The sequence below is a fragment of the Streptomyces sp. NPDC044003 genome (assembly GCF_056435185.1).
The window spans coordinates 1,258,891-1,274,269 of the sequence record NZ_JBWKFA010000001.1 but is presented as its reverse complement, the minus strand read 5'-3'; the positions used below and the strand labels follow the sequence as shown (position 1 = coordinate 1,274,269).

The window sequence follows — 15,379 nt, the reverse complement described above, 5'->3', positions numbered from 1 at the left end:
GTGGTCCAGACCATATGACTGGTACGAGTACGTGTCCGTGACGGACAACACGTACAAGTCTGAGGCCCCGGAGCGGATTCCCGACCCGGTCGCGCCGCCCGCGCTGTGGAACCGTAACTTCCGGCTCTTCTTCGTCGCCCGGGGCGTCGCCGTCTTCGGCGAGGGCATGGTCCCGGTCGCCTTCGCCGCCGGACTCCTCGGAGCCGGCCACCCCGGCTCCACCGTCGGCTACGCGCTCGGCGGCTGGACCGCCGCCTTCGCGGTCTTCGTGCTCTTCGGCGGCGTCCTCGCCGACCGGTTCACCGCCCGCCGCATGATGATCATCGCCGACCTGCTCCGGCTGCCCGGCGCGGCCGTCCTCGCCGTCTCCTTCACGCTCGGCGGTCCACCGCTCTGGGCCGTGTACGCCCTGTCCGTGCTCAGCGGGATCGGCGCCGCGCTCTTCCAGCCGGGCGTCGCCTCCACCATCCCGCGCATCGCCCCCGACGTGCAGCGCGCCAACGCCGTCCTGCGGGTCGTCGAGGCCCTCATGACCATGGCGGGACCGGCCGCCGCGGGCCTGCTGGTCGCCGTGTGGAGCGCGGGCGCGGCCTTCGCCGTCAACGGCGTCACCTTCGCCGTCAGCGCCGTCTGCTTCCTGCTGATACGCCTCACCCCGATCCCGTCCGACACCGCCCGGCGCGACTCCCTCGCCGCCGAACTCGTCGGCGGCTGGCGGGAGTTCCGCGCCCGGAACTGGCTGTGGGGTGTCATCTCCATCTGGACGGTGTACGGACTGACCGTGGCCGGACCGATGGTGCCGCTCACGGCGAGCCTGGTCACTGAGGACCACGGCTCGGCCGCGTACGGCGTGCTCATGGCCGTCAACGGCGCCGGCAGCGCCGTCGGCGGCCTCCTCGCGATCCGGCTGCGCCCGCCCCGCCCCCTCGCGGCGGGCGCGGTGGCGCTCCTCGGCCTCCCGGTGAACCTCGTCCTGCTCGGCACGGGCGCGCCGGTGGCGGCCCTCGGCGCGGGCCAGTTCATCGGCGGGGCGGCCTTCGCCTTCTGGCTGGTGATGTGGTCCACCTCGGTCCAGACGCATGTGCCGCAGGAGGCCCTGAACCGGATGCACGCGTACGACGTGGCCGGCTCGCTCCTGATGATGGGCGTGGGCCGCACCCTGTCGGGGCCGGTGGCGGCGGTGGTCGGCACGGAGGAGGTGCTGCTGACGGGGGCGGGGATCGCGGTGCTCGTGGTGACGGCGCTGCTGCTGGCGAAACCGATCAGAACGCTGCCGCGCGCCTAGCGAGAGTGCGTGTCCCGATCCTTGTGTCCCGATCCCTGTGTCCCGATCCTTGTGTCCCGATCCTTTGGAAACTTGTCATTCGGGCCAATGGTCGGGGGAGGGGACGGACCGGGATGCTCGATGGCATGGCCCAGACAACCGAGCCCCCAGCCCGTACGCCCGAGACCCGTACGCCCGAGAAGTCACCCCGCCGCCGCGTCCACCGTGCGTGGTTCGTCGCGGCGGTCACGTTCGTCACGATCATCGGCGCCGCGGCCTTCGCCTCCCTGCCGGGCCTGCTGATCGAGCCGCTGCACGAGGAGTTCCACTGGTCGCGGGGCACGATCGGCTTCGCCGTCTCGGTGAACCTCGCCCTGTACGGCCTGACGGCGCCGTTCGCTGCCGCGCTGATGGACCGCTTCGGCATCCGCAGAGTGGTGGCGGTTGCCCTGACGATCATCTCGGTGGGCTCGCTCCTCACCGTCTGGATGACGGCGGCCTGGCAACTCGTCCTCTACTGGGGCGTCCTCGTCGGCCTCGGCAGCGGCTCGATGGCGCTGGCCTTCGCGGCGACGGTCACGAACCGCTGGTTCGTGGCGCGGAAGGGCCTGGTCACGGGCATCCTCACGGCGGCCGGCGCCTCGGGCCAGCTCATCTTCCTCCCCCTGCTCTCCTGGCTGGTGGAGCACCACGGCTGGCGCCCGGCCGCCGTCACGGTGGCCTTGGCGGCCCTCGCGGTGGTCCCCTTCGTCTGGCTGCTGCTCCGGGACCACCCGGCGGACGTCGGGCTTGCCCCGTACGGCGGGGAGTACGCGGCGAAGCCGGCCCCGGTCACGGGCGCGGCGCGGCGCGCGGTCACGGTCCTCCTCCGCGCGGCGCGCACGGGCCCTTTCTGGCTCCTGGCGGGCTCGTTCGCGATCTGCGGAGCGTCGACGAACGGCCTGGTCAAGACGCACTTCGTCCCGGCGGCGCACGACCACGGCATGCCGGTCACGGCGGCGGCGGGCCTCCTGGCGGTGATCGGCGTCTTCGACGTCGTCGGCACGATCGCGTCGGGCTGGTTCACGGACCGCTTCTCGCCGCGGCGCCTGCTGGCGGTCTACTACGCGCTGAGGGGAGTCTCGCTGCTGTTCCTCCCCATGCTCCTGGCGCCCTCGGTGCACCCGCCGATGCTCTTCTTCATCGTCTTCTACGGCCTGGACTGGGTGGCGACGGTGCCGCCGACGATCGCCCTGTGCCGCGAGCACTACGGCGAGGACTCGGCGATCGTCTTCGGCTGGGTCCTCGCGTCCCACCAGGTCGGGGCGGCGGCCGTCGCCTTCGCGGGCGGCGTGGCCCGCGACGTCTTCGGCACGTACGACGTCGTCTGGTACGCCTCGGGCGCGCTGTGCGCGGCGGCGGCGCTGATGGCGCTGGTCATCAGCCGCCCCCGCACGGAGCCGAGCCTCTTGCCGACGACGTGACCTCCGCGCCCGTGCGGGCCCGCGCTTCGGGCCTCAGCCCCGTGCGGGCCATCGCCCCGTAGCCCACCCCCGTGTGGCTGCGCGTCTGCGGGGCGGTGCCCTCCGCCCCCCGCCGTGTGGGCCGCGCCCGGCTGGGCGGCGCCCTGCCCACCCGCCGTGTGGGCAATCGTCCCGCTGGGGCGGGACGGGTGGGCACACGGGACGGCGCCCTTCAGCGGCGCCTCCGCGTTCCGAGCCTGGACCCGCACCCCTGGGGCGGCGCACATCGTGGTGCGGGTCGGGGCGCGGAAGCCTCTGGCGCCGGCAGGGCGCGGGTCCGTTGTGCCCACCCGTTCCGCCCCAGCGGAACGATTGCCCACAACGGGGTGGGGGTGGGCGCCGACCCGGCGGAGCGCGTGCCCACAACGGGCGGAGCCCGCTACGCGCTGAAGCGGCCGAACCGCCCCCGGTGGAAGAGGAGCGGGTCGCTCTCCTGCTCCGCCCCCAGGGACTCGACCCGGCCCACCACGATCAGGTGGTCGCCGCCCGTGTGCACCGCCGTGATCGCGCAGTCGATCCACGCGGGCGCCCCCGACAGGCGTGGGGAGCCCGTGGCCGGGGCCGGGGTCCACTCCACCCCCGCGAACTTGTCGGCGCCGCTCACCGCGAACGACCGGCACAGTTCGCCCTGGTCGGCACCCAGCACGTTGACGCAGAAGGTCCCGGCAGCCGCGATCCGGGGCCAGGTCGTCGACGTCCGGGCGACCATGAAGGCGACCAGGGGCGGGTCGAGGGAGAGCGAGGCGAAGGACTGGCAGGCGAAGCCCGCCGGCCCGTTCGCGTCGAGGGCCGTCACGATCGTGACGCCGCTGGCGAAGTGCCCGAGGACGCGGCGGAACTCGCCGGGGTCGACGGGGGCTCGCTCGTCTTCCCGTACCGCGCGCAGGGCCGGCCGGGGCAGTGGTTCGACGGCCGTCGGCGAACCGGCCGCTCTCAGGTGTCGGACGACGGTGGCCGCCATCCCCGCGTGTCCCATCACACCGTCCATTGAAACTGACGGTGCGTCAGATGGGAAGCCCTCGGGAACGACGGCCATCGGCCTATCCGGCGACCGCCACCGTCGCCCGGGTCCAGGCCACACCCGCCGTGTGCCCGGTCCGGTAGGCCGTCACCCGGACGGTGATCTTCATCCCGCGCTGGTACTTCGTCAGCGTGAACCACGACTTCGTCGCCCCGCTGATCGCCCGCCCGTTCGCGTACCACTGGTAGGCGTACGAGGTCGGCGCCGGCGTCCACGTACCCCGGTTCAGGGTGAGCGTCCGCCCGACCCGGACCGTGCCCGTGACGTACGGAGCGACCGTCGCCTTCGGCGCGAGACCCACGCCGACGACGTACCAGCCCGTCGTGTACGCCCCGTTCAGGTGCCCGGTCCGCAGCGCCGTCACCGTCAGGGTCAGCTTCTTGCCGAGGACGGACGCGGTGGGCACGTACGAGGCCCCCGTCGCACCCGCGATCGCCACACCGTCGGCACGCCACTGGTAGGCGTACGAGGTCGGTGCCGGCGACCAGGTCCCGACGACCGCCGTCACCTTGTTCCCGACCCGCACGGTCCCGGAGACGGACGGCACCTGGGTGGGCTTGGGCGCGACGCCCTTCACCACCACGGCGGCACTGGTCGCGGTGAAGGCCGGGTGCCCGGCCTTGCCCGCGGTCACGGCCACGGACAGCTGCTTGCCCTGGAGCGTGGAGGGGATCGTGTACGTGGAGGCGGTGGCTCCGGCGATGGCGACGCCGTCGGCCCGCCACTGGTACGCGTACGACTCCGGCGTCGGCGACCACGTCCCGGCCTGCGCCGTCACCTTCCCGCCGATGACGGCGGTGCCGCTCACGACGGGGGCGGCGGTGGCGCGGAGGGGCGCGACGACGGTGACGGTGCCGCGGGAGTACCGCACGCCGTCGTGCGTGAGCACGCTCAGGCTCAGCGCGGTGCGCGGGGCGCTCGTCAGGTCCAGGGAGACGTCCATGCTCCGCCGGTCGGGCGCGACGGAGACCGTCGTCGACCGGGCGAGGTAGCCGCCGCCGGAGACCTCGACCACGTCCTTCTCGTGCAGCGCGGCTCCGGTCACCTTCATCGTGATCTTCCCGGCGCCGACGGTGCCGGGGGTGACGGCGGTGACCGCGCGGGTCACGGTGCCGCAGCCGTACGGGCAGTACGCCGTCGCCCGTACGTCGGTCGGGGCCTGCGAGGGAACCGACGGCAGCCCGATCACGAGCGTGGTCGGCCGGGCCACGCCGCCGTAGCCGTCCTCGGACGGCACGCCGCAGCTGTAGTAGCTACTGGCCCGGTCGCAGACGCTCTGGCCGGCCGTCCCGTCGTACAGCCACGGCGTCGGCGACTTCGAGAGTTCGAGCGCGGGCGTGAACGACAGCTTGAGCCAGTCGTTCGACGCCGTCGGGAGCACCACGCAGAGCGCCGGCTTCTGCTCGCTCAGCGTGCCGGCGAGCGGGCCGAAGCCGTAGGTGACGTCCAGGACCCTGACGCACTCGGGCGCGGGCCCCGCGGCGGTGCCGATGCGCAGCGCGTCGAGGCCGTAGGCGGGGGCGGTGGTGTCGCCCGCGCCGACCTCGACGATCGCCTGGTAGCCGGTGGACCCGGTGACGGAGCAGCCCGAGGCGAAGTCCTCGCATGCGGCCTCGCCGTTCGCGTCGTACACCCCGAACCCGGTCGCGCGCCCCGCCGCCGTGTACCGGGCGTTCAGGTGCAGGGTGTCCCGCGCGTCGGCCGTGGTCACCCGGTGGCACAGGAGCGTGCCGGGCTCGGCCGGGACACCGGCCGTGGCGGGGGTGCCCACCGCCGTGGCGGGGGTCTCGACACAGCCGCGTGCGGTGCCGGTGACGTCCCGGCGGGTGAGGGTGTACTCGGCGGGCCTGCCATCGCCCCGGACGAGGACCGTGTACGAGAGGCCGGGAGCCAGGACGCAGTCGAGCTGGTCGTCCCCGTACGCCTGGTGGGCGCAGGCCTGCTCGCCGTGCTCGTCGAGGACGCTGACGTCGAGGGCCCCGCTGCCCGACACGCGGGCGAGGGTCATCAGCTCGCGCGCGGAGTGGTCGTCCGCGGGGATCGTCAGGCAGTCGGCGAAGGCGTCGGCGCCGGTGCTCAAGGCCGCTCGGCCCGAGTCCGCGCCGAAGTCGCCCGCGGGGAAGGCCCGGCAGTCGCTCGGCGTGTCCGTGCGGCGGACGACGAGTTCGTAGGAGCCGGTGCGCGCGCTCGCGTATGCCCTGTCCACGATGGCGTGGTAGGGGGCCGTGCCGCTGAGGGCGCAGGTGCCCGAGGTCAGCACCGTCTGGGCCCAGCAGAGGGGGGTGCCGGTGGCGTCGATGACCTCGAAGTCGGGCTTCACGCCGTCGGCGGAGGTGCTCGCCAGGATCGCCACGTGGGCGCCCTGCGGCACGGGCAGGCGCACGCAGTCGATCTCGGTGGGCGCGGTGAAAGCGCCTCGATGGGTCTGGCCGAGCGACACGTCCTCGCAGCCCTCCGCGGCGGAGGTCCGGTCGAGGATCCGCACGGTGTCGCCGGTGACCAGGGTGTACGTGACGCCCGCGGTGAGCGCGCAGGAGACCAGGTACTGGCAGATCCGTTCGGTCGGCCCGTAGATGCCGATCCCGCCGGTGCCGCCGGACGCCGGGAGGCTCTCCAGTACGTACGCGCCCGTCGCGGCCGGCGTGAAGGTCTTGCACTCGGCCGGGGGCGAGACCTCGGCGGGCGCGGAACCGTAGGGCGTCACGCCCACGACCGCGCATCCCGCCGGGTGGGAGAGCTGCCGGACCGTCAGGGTGTACGGGACGGGGTAGATGCCGGCGTTGGGGTCGAGGTGCGCGAGGACGCGGTAGCCGCCGACCCCGGCGGGCAGGACGCAGTCGTGGTTGACGCCGCAGAGCGGCTTGCCCGTGCCGTCGGTGATCCACCCGTTGACGTTGGCCGACGCGCGCGGCCCGAGGGTCGCGTGGATCAGCTCGCCCTGAGTGGCGGTGAAGGGGTGGCAGACCATGCCGAGGTCACCGGAGGAGGTGCCGGTCACCGGGGCCGTACCGAAAGCGGTGTCGGCGGGGTCGGAGCAGCCGGGGCCCGCCATCAGCGGGACGACCGCGACCTGGGCGCTCGTCGAGCCGCCACGGAGGTCGAGCGTGTACGTCCCGGCGGCGAGCTCGCAGGGGCTGCTGGTCAGCTCGGGGCAGGCGACCCGCGTCCCGCCGGAGAGGAACGCGATGGACGAGATCCCGCCTTCCACGAGCACCTGGTGCAGGCCCGGCTTCTCCACGGTGACCGTGAAGCAGGCGTGGCCGCTCGGGTCCACCACGATCGGGCGGGCCGCGTCGCCGGGGCCGTTCAGCGGGGCGAGGGGCAGGGCGGGGCAGGGATCGGCCGTCGGGTCCGGTGTCGGGGTCGGTGTCGGCGTGGGTGTCGGGTCCGCCGTGGGTTCCGGCGCCGGAGCCGTCGTGGGCTCGGACACCGACGAGGACACCGACGGGGGCGCCGCCGAGGACCCCGACGGGGGCGCCGCCGATGCCGCGAGCGCCGTGCCCGTCGGGAGCAGGGGGCCCAGGAGGGCCGTCAGCAGGGTGGGAACCAGAAGAAGGGATCTTCCGGATCTTCGTGATCTGTTGCGCGAGCGCGCGGGGTTGGGCATTCCGTTCCCCCCGGAGCGGTGTTTGGCATATGCACGGCACACCCTAGGGCTCCGGTACGACAGCCTCCGCTACCGCCCCTCGTACCTACCGCCCCTCGTACCTACCGCCCCTCGTACCTACCGCCCCTCGTACCGCGCCTCCCGACGCTCCACGAAGCTCGCCACCCCCTCCTGCGCGTCCCTCGTCGTCATGTTGATCTCCTGGGCCGTCGCCTCCGCCGCGAAGGCGACCGAACGGTCCACGTCGAGCGACGTGTTCACCAGCTGCTTCGTCAGGGCCAAGGCCCGGGTCGGTCCCTTGGCGAGGCGTTCGGCCCATTCCCTGGCCGTCTTCGACAGCTCGTCCGCGGGGACGACCCGGTTCACCAGGCCCATCCCGAGCGCCTCCGCCGCCGGCAGCGCGTCGCCGAAGAACATCAACTCCTTCGCCCGCTGCGGCCCGATCAGCCGGGGCAGCAGATACGCGCCGCCGCCGTCGGGCACCAGGCCCCGTCGTACGAACACCTCGATGAAGCGCGCCGAGTCCGCCGCGAGCACCAGGTCGCAGGCGAACGCGAGGTGCGCCCCGATCCCGGCCGCCGTGCCGTTCACCGCCGCGATCACCGGCTTCTCGCAGTCCAGTACGGCTCCGATGAAGCGCTGTGCGCCGAGCCGGATCATCCGGGACACGTCCCCCGCCACCCTCCCCCGGCCTCCGGCCGGGGGGACCCCCATCTCGCTTCGCTCGCCGGCGGACGGCGCGCCCCGCAGGTCCGCGCCCGCGCAGAAGCCGCGTCCGGTGGCCGTGACCACCACGCAGCGCACGTCCGGGTCGGCGGAGGCCTCCGCGAGGAGGGCGATGATCCGTTCCCGCTGGTCCCAGGTGACCGCGTTCATGGCTTCCGGGCGGTTGAGGGTGATCCACGAGACACCGTTCTCGACGGTGTGCAGCACATCCGGCACGGGCTCTCCTATCGGCAGACCGCCAGCGCGTCCAGGGCCACCGCCCCCTGCCCGCGCGGCAGCACCATCAGCGGGTTGATGTCCAGTTCGGCGAGGTCGCCGTCGAGTTCGAGGGCCATCCGCTGGACCCGGAGCACGACCTCGACGAGCGCGTCGACGTCGGCCGGCGGGGCGCCCCGTACGCCGTCGAGCAGGGCCCGGCCGCGCAGTTCGGCGAGCATCGAGCGGGCCTCGCGCTCGCCGAAGGGCGGGACGCGGACGGCGGTGTCGTTCAGGACCTCCACCAGGACCCCGCCGAGGCCCACCGTGACCGTCGGGCCGAAGAGTTCGTCGTGGGTCACGCCCACCACCATCTCGACCCCGCGCCCGACCATCTGGCAGACGAGGATGCCGTCGAGGTCGATCTCCTCGAAGCGGGCGATGTCGGTGAGCTCGCGGTAGGCGTCCCGTACCTGGCTGGCCGAGGTCAGGCCGACCTTCACCAGGCCCAGTTCCGTCTTGTGCGCGAGCTGGGCGCCGGAGGCCTTCATCACCACCGGGTAGCCGACGAGCCCCGCGGCCCGCACGGCGGCCGCCGCGCTGGTGACGAGCTGCTCGCGCGGCACCCGTATCCCGTACGCCCGGAGCAGCTGCTTCGCCGCGTGCTCGCTGAGCCGCCGGCCGGGCCGCATGAGGGCCTGGGCCTTGCGGAGGGAGGGGGAGGGGGTGCGGGGGGCCTCGTCGAAGGGGGAGCGGTAGGCGGCGGTGAAGCGGTGGTGGTCGAGGTAGGCCTTCACGGCCCCGATGCAGTTGGAGAACGTACGGAAGGTGGCGACGCGGGAGGAGCCGAGGAGGGTCTCGCGGTAGGCCGCCTCGGTGCCGACCGGGGACCCCCAGACCACGCACACCAGCTTGTCGCTGGCCTCGGCCGCGTCGACGAGGTCCTGGGCGAGCTTGTCGCTCATCGGGGGGAAGGGCCCGGTGATGGGACAGATCAGGACCCCCACCGACGGGTCGGCGAGGATCGCGTCGATGATCTTCCGGCCGCGCCAGTCGCCGACCGGGTGCCCGCCGTTGTCGACGGGGTTGGCGACGTTCAGGTACTCCGGGATCCACTGGTGGAGTTCGTCCTGCTTGGCCTGGTGGAGGGTGGGGAGTTCGAGTCCCGCCGCTGTGGCCAGGTCGGCGAAGTGGGCCCCCGTACCGCCGGAGATGGAGTAGACGACGACGCCGTCGGCGAGCGGCCGGCGTGCGCGGGCGAGGAGGGCCGAGGTGTCCTGGAGCTGGTCGAGCCCGTCGACCCGGATCACCCCGTACTGCCGCATCGCCGCGTCGACGACCCGGTCCGCGCCGGTGAGTTTGCCGGTGTGGGAGGCGGCGGTCCTGGCGCCGGTCTCGGTGCGGCCGACCTTCACGGCGACGACCGGGACGCCCTGGCGCGCGGCCCGGTCGGCGGCGAGGAGGAAGGACCTGCCGTCCTTCAGCCCCTCCACGTAACAGGCGATGGCCCCGACCTCGGGCCGCCCGGCGAAGTACGAGAGGAAGTCGGCGGTCTCCAGGTCGGCCTCGTTGCCGGTGGGTGCCCAGTGGGAGAGGCGGACGCCGAGCTCCTGGAGGGTGAAGACGGGCCGCCCCTGGTGGCCGGACTGGGTGATGAGGGCGACGGCGGGGCCTTCGAGGTCGTCGCGGAAGCGCTCGAAGGCGTTGAGGTTGGTGTTGGGGCCGAGGAGCCGGAGCCCGGAGCGGCGTACGGCGGCGGCGAGGCGTTCCTGCGCGGCGGCGCCGGCCTCTCCGGTCTCGGCGAAGCCGGAGGCGAAGGCGACGGCGAACCGCACCTTGGTCTCGGCGAGTTCCTCGATCACGGGCAGCGGGTCGGCGACGAGGAGGACGGCGAGGTCGACGGGTTCGGCGAGCGCGCCGACGGACGGTACGCAGTCGATCCCGAACACGCTCGTACGGGTCGGGTGCACGGGCACGAGCCGGGCGCCGACCCGCTCGGCCCAGGCGAGCAGCTGCCGGGTGATGCCGGTGTTGGGCCGCCCCTCGGCGTCGGAGGCGCCGATCACCGCGACGGACTCGGGCCGGAAGAACCGGTCGAGGTCGGGGACGGGCAGGTGCAGCGGCCGCCCGCTGACGTCCAGGTCGCCGGCGACGGCGGTGACGCCGTGCACGGCACCCCCGGGCGTCTCTCCGCAGGCGACCACGCGGGCGCGGAGATCGGTGGTGAAGGTGCCGTGTGTCGATCCAAGCATGTGTGTCGCCCGCCCTTCACCCATCCGTATACACCTGACGCTCAGTCAGATTACAGAACTGACGCCTAGTCAGGAATGGGTGTGCGGAAGGTAGTACGAGCCGTGCAGGTCAACCGTCCTGATCCGGCCCCGGCCCCGGCCTCGCCGTGGCCCGGCTTCCCGCATCGCCGTTCTCCGCCTTCCGGCGTCCTGCTTCGCGATCCGCCGCGCGGTCAGCGGCGGGCGATGCGCCGCGTGGTCAGCGGCGCGCGATCCGCCGCGCGATCCGCTCCGCGTCCAGCGCCAGCTCCCGGAACATCCCGCTGATCGGGTTCGTGAAGCCCGTGAAGTACAGGCCGGGCGTCTCGCGCGGGCTCCGGGACCCGTGCACCACCGGCAGCCCGCGGCCGTCGAGTACGTCCAGGTGGCCGAGGAGCGGTTCCAGGGCGCGGCGGTAGCCGGTCGCCGCGATCACCGCGTCCGGGGCGATCCGGCTGCCGTCCGCGAGGACCACCTCGCCGTCCTCGAAGGCCTTCACCGCGGCGACGATCTCGACCTTCCCGGCCCGTACCGCGTCGATCAGGCCGACGTCCTGGACCGGGATCGCGCCCTCCCGCTGCCGGGTGGCGAGCCCCTTGTCGGGGCGGGGCAGCCCGTACGCCGTGAGGTCCGGCACGGCGAACCGGGCGGACAGCGCGCCCAGCCGGTCGACCAGCGCCACCGGCAGCCGCCGCACCAGGATGCCGTTGCGCTGGGCGGGCCAGCCGAGGGTCGTACGGCGCACGATGTGCGGGACCGTCCTGACCGCGAGCCGCACCCGCGCGGCGCCGCCCCCGGCGAGGTCGGCGGCTATCTCCGCGCCGGTGTTGCCGATGCCGACGACGAGGACGTCCTTCCCGGCGTACGGCTCCGGGTTGCGGTAGGTCCGGGCGTGGCTCAGCTCGCCCCCGTACGTATCGCGGCCGGGCCACTCGGGCAGGTGCGGGGTGTGGTTGTACCCGGTGGCCACCACCACCGCGCGCCCGGTGAGCCGGCGCCCGCCGGTGGCGTGCAGGACCCACTCCGCGCCCGCCCGCTCGACGCGGTGGACCTCGACCCCGGTCACGACCTCCAGCTCGTGCTTCTCCGCGTACGTCTCCAGGTACCGGACGACGTCCGCGCGGGCGACCCAGCGGCCGAAGGAACGGGGCATCTTCAGGCCGGGGAGGGCGGAGAGGCGCCGGGTGGTGTGCAGCCGCAGCCGGTCGTAGTGCGCGCGCCAGGAGGCGCCGACGGCGTCGGACTTCTCCAGGACGACGGCCCGGACGCCCCGCGCGCGCAGCGCGGCGGCGACGGCGAGCCCGCCGGGTCCGCCGCCGATGACGTACACGGGGTGGACGGGAGGTGCGGGGGGTGTGATGGCCATGAATGCTGAGCGTAATGACGTGTACACGCAGTGGGTCTCGGGCGAGAGGGGATTTCGGTTGCGAATCGGTCACGCGGACCCGCTCGGGCGTGCAGCTCACCCCTTGCGGCCGGGGCCGGTCTGCGCTGAACTGACGTACCGTCAGATCCAGTTCATGGGGAGGGTCCGTATGCAGACCGTCTGGCTCACCGGCGCCGAATGGCTCGCCGTCCTCCGCATCGGCCTCGGCCTGTGGTGGCTGGAGAGCTGGCGCCACAAGGACAAGAAGGGCTGGTTCGAACGCGGCACCGGCATCGCCTGGGCCGCGGACGTGGCCGGCAAGCACAAGTGGCCGGCCGTGAAGAACGGCTTCGACACCGTCGTCGCCCCCCGCCCCCGGCTCATGGCGTATGTCGTCGTCTACGCCGAACTCGCCCTCGGCCTCGGCCTGATCACCGGCTTCCTCACCCCGATAGCCCTCGTCGGCGGCCTCCTCCTCAACCTCCTCTACCTCGTCCTGATGATCCACGACTGGGCCGAACAGGGGCAGAACGCGATGATGGCGCTCATCTCCCTCGTCGCCCTCCTCGCCGTCTCCTGGCAGACCTGGTCCCTCGACTCCGCGATCGGACTCTTCTGATGACCGCGACGCCCGACATCGACGCCTTCACCCGCCCCTACTGGGACGCCACCGCCGAAGGCCGGCTGCTGCTGCGCCACTGCGCCGCCTGCGACCGAGCCCACCACTACCCGCGCGAGTTCTGCCCGTACTGCTGGAGCGAGGACGTCCGCTGGGAGCCGGCGAGCGGCCGCGCCACCCTCTACACCTGGTCGATCGTCCACCGGAACGACCTCCCGCCCTTCGGCGACCGCGTCCCGTACGTCGCGGCCGTCGTCGACCTCGCCGAGGGGCCGCGGATGATGACGGAGATCGTGGGGGTGGCGGAGGAGGACCTCCGGATCGGGATGGACGTGCGGGTGGGATTCCGGAGGGACGGGGACGTCACCGTCCCCGTCTTCGGCCCGGACCGGTCTTAGGCTCCCGGACCCGTCTCAGGTCCGGACCCGTCTCAGGTCCGGACCCGTCTCAGGTCCGGACCCGTCTCGGGTCCGGACCCTTCCTCCGCCCGGACCCTTCCTCCGCCCGGACCCTTCCTCGGTCCGGACCCTTCCTCGGTCCGGACTCAGATGGGCGAGACGTTCCGCCAGAGCTGACGGAGGTCGCCCGGGTCGCAGGTGGCCGACATCATGAACGGGGGCCCGGCCACCATGCACTGGCCGTTGCCCATGTTCTTGAACGTCCGCCCGTTGGCCGTCGTCGCCTGGATGCGCCACGACTGCCCGCTGGAGCCGTCGCAGGGGGCTGCGGTGGCGCCGGGGTTCCCGTTCGGCTGGAGGCAGTGGCCGCTCTGCCGGTTGACCAGCCGGAAGGTGCCGTTCGCGCCGGCCTGGTACGTCCAGCTGTACCAGATGGGCTTGCCGCTGCTGTCCGCTGAACCGCAGTCGTACGTGTTGGCGAAGACACCGAAGCCCGCGTTGTACTCGCCCAGACACTTGCCGTCGGACGCGTTCTTCAGGGAGTACGTCCCCGAGGGCGTCGAGCCACCGGTGGGCGGCGGGGGCGCGGGCGCGTTCGTCGTCGGCTTCGGGGCCGGCCCGGTCGTCGAACCGCCGGAGGAACCGGAACCGGAACCCGAGCCGGAGCCGGAACCGCCCGAGGACGTGGAGGAGTTCGACCCGCCGCCCGTCACGGAAGCGCCCCCCGTCACGGACCCGCCCCCGCCGGAGCCGGAGCCGCCGGGCAGGGTGCCGGTGCCGCCCGCGCCGCCGCCGGAGCCGTCCGCGGGCGGGGCCGTCGACCCGGCCGGCGGCTTGGCCGACGGCTTGGCGGAGGGCTTGGCGGACGGCGTCCCCGTCCCGCTCGACGTCGGTACGGAGGCGGGCTGCGAGGCCACCGTGGACGGCGACGCCTCCGGGGTCGCGCCCAGCCGGCCGACGTACGGGCTCAGGGCGACGGTCAGGGTGGTGCCGGTCGCGACGACGACGGGCACGGCGATCATGACGAGCCGGTTGCGGCGCCGCTTGTCAGGGGCGGCCGCGCCCGTGAGGGCGACCGCGTCGGGCCCGGCCGTCACGGGCTCCTTCGGGACCTGCGGGGTCAGCGAGGCCGTCGCCACGTCCTGCGTCGGGTCGGTCCGCTCCAGCTCCGCGAGCTGCTCGGCGGTGGGAGCACCGGCGGCGAAGACGGCCCGCTCGGCGATCCGCTCGGCGACGGCCGCCGGCCAGACGGCGCCCGCCGCGCCCTCCTCGGCGAGCGCGACGAGCTCGTCGGCCGTCGGCCGGTCCGCCGGATCCTTGGCGAGACACTTCCGTACGAGCTCCGCCAGCTCGGGGTCGCCCTCGGTGAGGCGCCCGAAGTCGGGCTCGCCGTGGACGACCCGGTAGAGCAGGTCGGGCCCGGAACCGTCCCCGAACGGAGGCCGTCCGTTCGCCGCGTACAGCAGGAGGCTGCCGAGGCCGAACACATCGGCGGCACCCGTCAGGTCGCGGTCGGCGACGGCCTGCTCGGGCGCCATGTAGGCGGGGGTGCCGATGACCATGCCGGTCTTCGTCAGCCGGCTCTGGTCGGCCGCGCGGGCCACGCCGAAGTCGATGAGCGAGAGGCCGTCGCCGGTCAGCATCACGTTCGACGGCTTGAGGTCGCGGTGCACCATGTCGGAGCCGTGCACCACCCGCAGCCCGGCCGCCGCCTCCCGCAGCAGCCGCCACAGGGCGCCGCCGGCCAGCGGGCCGCCGTTGAGCCGGATGGCCTCGTTGAGGGTGATCCCGGGGATGAACTCGGTCGCGAACCACGGCGGCTTCGCCGTGCGGTCGCTCGCGAGGAGCTTGGTGTTGGCGCCGGCGGGCAGCCGGGCCAGGTTGTCGAGCTCGTGCCCGAAGTGGCTGAGGAAGTCGGCGTCCTCGGCGAGCACGGGAAGGACGCGCTTCACCGCCGCGAACTTCCCGGGCACGGCGCCGAGATACACCCGCCCCATCCCGCCGGACCCGAGCACGCCGAGCAGTCTGAACGCCCCGATCTGCCGCGGGTCGCCCGGCTCGAGGGGCATTGCCCCACTGCCGCTCAAACTGTCCGGAGCGGACTGGTCTTCCGATTCCCCCTGCATGGGCCACACAGTAGCCGAGCGGGTTTGCAACCTGAATGGAGCTCAAGTTCTTGTTGTGTAACGGTGGTTGAGGCGGAGAGAGCGCCGGGACCTCGCGACGCGTGGCACCTTCCGGGCGATGGCCTGAAGGGCTCGCTCGGTCGGGTGGTGGACGGAAAGGTCCAAGGCTCCTTCGGTCCACCCGGAAGCTCTTCCCATGCCTCTGACCAGCGACGAAAGTAGTGATCGCCGGCAGGGAACACCGACCGGCGGGCAAGGACCGGGAACGCGCCACCGCGGGATGCA

General features: G+C 73.4%; 10 protein-coding genes. 4 read left to right on the top strand and 6 right to left on the bottom strand.

What is annotated here, in order from left to right; translation table 11 throughout:
- Window positions 1-31: 31 nt before the first annotated feature.
- Both AC07AW_RS05870 and AC07AW_RS05865 read left to right on the top strand, forming a co-directional pair.
- Window positions 32-1,285, top strand: coding sequence for an MFS transporter (locus tag AC07AW_RS05870; protein WP_478814208.1), 1,254 nt, complete (start codon window positions 32-34; stop codon window positions 1,283-1,285).
- 125 nt (window positions 1,286-1,410) lie between these two features.
- Window positions 1,411-2,727 carry an MFS transporter gene (locus AC07AW_RS05865; RefSeq protein WP_478814207.1) on the top strand — a complete coding sequence of 439 codons (1,317 nt, stop codon included), beginning with the start codon at window positions 1,411-1,413 and terminating at the stop codon, window positions 2,725-2,727.
- 418 nt (window positions 2,728-3,145) lie between these two features.
- Here the strand turns inward: AC07AW_RS05865 and AC07AW_RS05860 are convergent, their stop codons facing one another.
- From AC07AW_RS05860 to AC07AW_RS05840, 5 genes are all read right to left on the bottom strand, one after another.
- A complete protein-coding gene (locus tag AC07AW_RS05860) occupies window positions 3,146-3,754 on the bottom strand; it encodes a flavin reductase family protein (RefSeq protein WP_478814206.1) in 609 nt (202 codons plus the stop codon).
- A gap of 52 nt (window positions 3,755-3,806) precedes the next feature.
- On the bottom strand, window positions 3,807-7,217 hold the full coding sequence (locus tag AC07AW_RS05855) for a hypothetical protein (protein ID WP_478814205.1): 3,411 nt from the start codon (window positions 7,215-7,217) through the stop codon (window positions 3,807-3,809).
- A 294-nt stretch (window positions 7,218-7,511) separates the two neighbouring features.
- The gene (locus AC07AW_RS05850) at window positions 7,512-8,270 is read right to left on the bottom strand and encodes an enoyl-CoA hydratase/isomerase family protein (RefSeq protein ID WP_478814396.1); all 759 of its coding nucleotides are present in this window, start codon (window positions 8,268-8,270) and stop codon (window positions 7,512-7,514) included.
- 74 nt (window positions 8,271-8,344) lie between these two features.
- Window positions 8,345-10,567, bottom strand: a complete 2,223-nt coding sequence (locus AC07AW_RS05845) for an acetate--CoA ligase family protein (protein ID WP_478814204.1) — start codon at window positions 10,565-10,567, stop codon at window positions 8,345-8,347.
- A 238-nt stretch (window positions 10,568-10,805) separates the two neighbouring features.
- Window positions 10,806-11,951, bottom strand: coding sequence for a flavin-containing monooxygenase (locus AC07AW_RS05840; protein WP_478814203.1), 1,146 nt, complete (start codon window positions 11,949-11,951; stop codon window positions 10,806-10,808).
- Window positions 11,952-12,120: 169 nt separating this feature from the next.
- Here AC07AW_RS05840 and AC07AW_RS05835 point away from each other — a divergent pair, with 169 nt between their 5' ends.
- Both AC07AW_RS05835 and AC07AW_RS05830 read left to right on the top strand, forming a co-directional pair.
- On the top strand, window positions 12,121-12,570 hold the full coding sequence (locus AC07AW_RS05835; RefSeq protein WP_478814202.1) for a DoxX family membrane protein: 450 nt from the start codon (window positions 12,121-12,123) through the stop codon (window positions 12,568-12,570).
- Complete coding sequence (locus tag AC07AW_RS05830; RefSeq protein ID WP_478814201.1) at window positions 12,570-12,968, top strand: Zn-ribbon domain-containing OB-fold protein; 399 nt, start codon at window positions 12,570-12,572, stop codon at window positions 12,966-12,968. The genes AC07AW_RS05835 and AC07AW_RS05830 overlap by 1 nt, the downstream gene beginning before the upstream one ends.
- Before the next feature lie 146 nt (window positions 12,969-13,114).
- Here AC07AW_RS05830 and AC07AW_RS05825 read toward each other — a convergent pair whose 3' ends face one another.
- Entirely contained in the window at window positions 13,115-15,037 is a 1,923-nt protein-coding gene (locus tag AC07AW_RS05825; protein ID WP_478814200.1) for a protein kinase domain-containing protein, read from the bottom strand.
- Window positions 15,038-15,379: the final 342 nt, after the last annotated feature.

Coding starts and splice junctions, on each gene's coding strand:
- AC07AW_RS05830 (WP_478814201.1), top strand. CDS start 12,570: ATGACCGCGACGCCCGACATCGACGCCTTCACCCGCCCCTACTGGGAC.
- AC07AW_RS05860 (WP_478814206.1), bottom strand. CDS start 3,754: ATGGACGGTGTGATGGGACACGCGGGGATGGCGGCCACCGTCGTCCGA.
- AC07AW_RS05865 (WP_478814207.1), top strand. CDS start 1,411: ATGGCCCAGACAACCGAGCCCCCAGCCCGTACGCCCGAGACCCGTACG.
- AC07AW_RS05850 (WP_478814396.1), bottom strand. CDS start 8,270: ATGAACGCGGTCACCTGGGACCAGCGGGAACGGATCATCGCCCTCCTC.
- AC07AW_RS05840 (WP_478814203.1), bottom strand. CDS start 11,951: ATGGCCATCACACCCCCCGCACCTCCCGTCCACCCCGTGTACGTCATC.
- AC07AW_RS05825 (WP_478814200.1), bottom strand. CDS start 15,037: ATGCCCCTCGAGCCGGGCGACCCGCGGCAGATCGGGGCGTTCAGACTG.
- AC07AW_RS05835 (WP_478814202.1), top strand. CDS start 12,121: ATGCAGACCGTCTGGCTCACCGGCGCCGAATGGCTCGCCGTCCTCCGC.
- AC07AW_RS05845 (WP_478814204.1), bottom strand. CDS start 10,567: ATGCTTGGATCGACACACGGCACCTTCACCACCGATCTCCGCGCCCGC.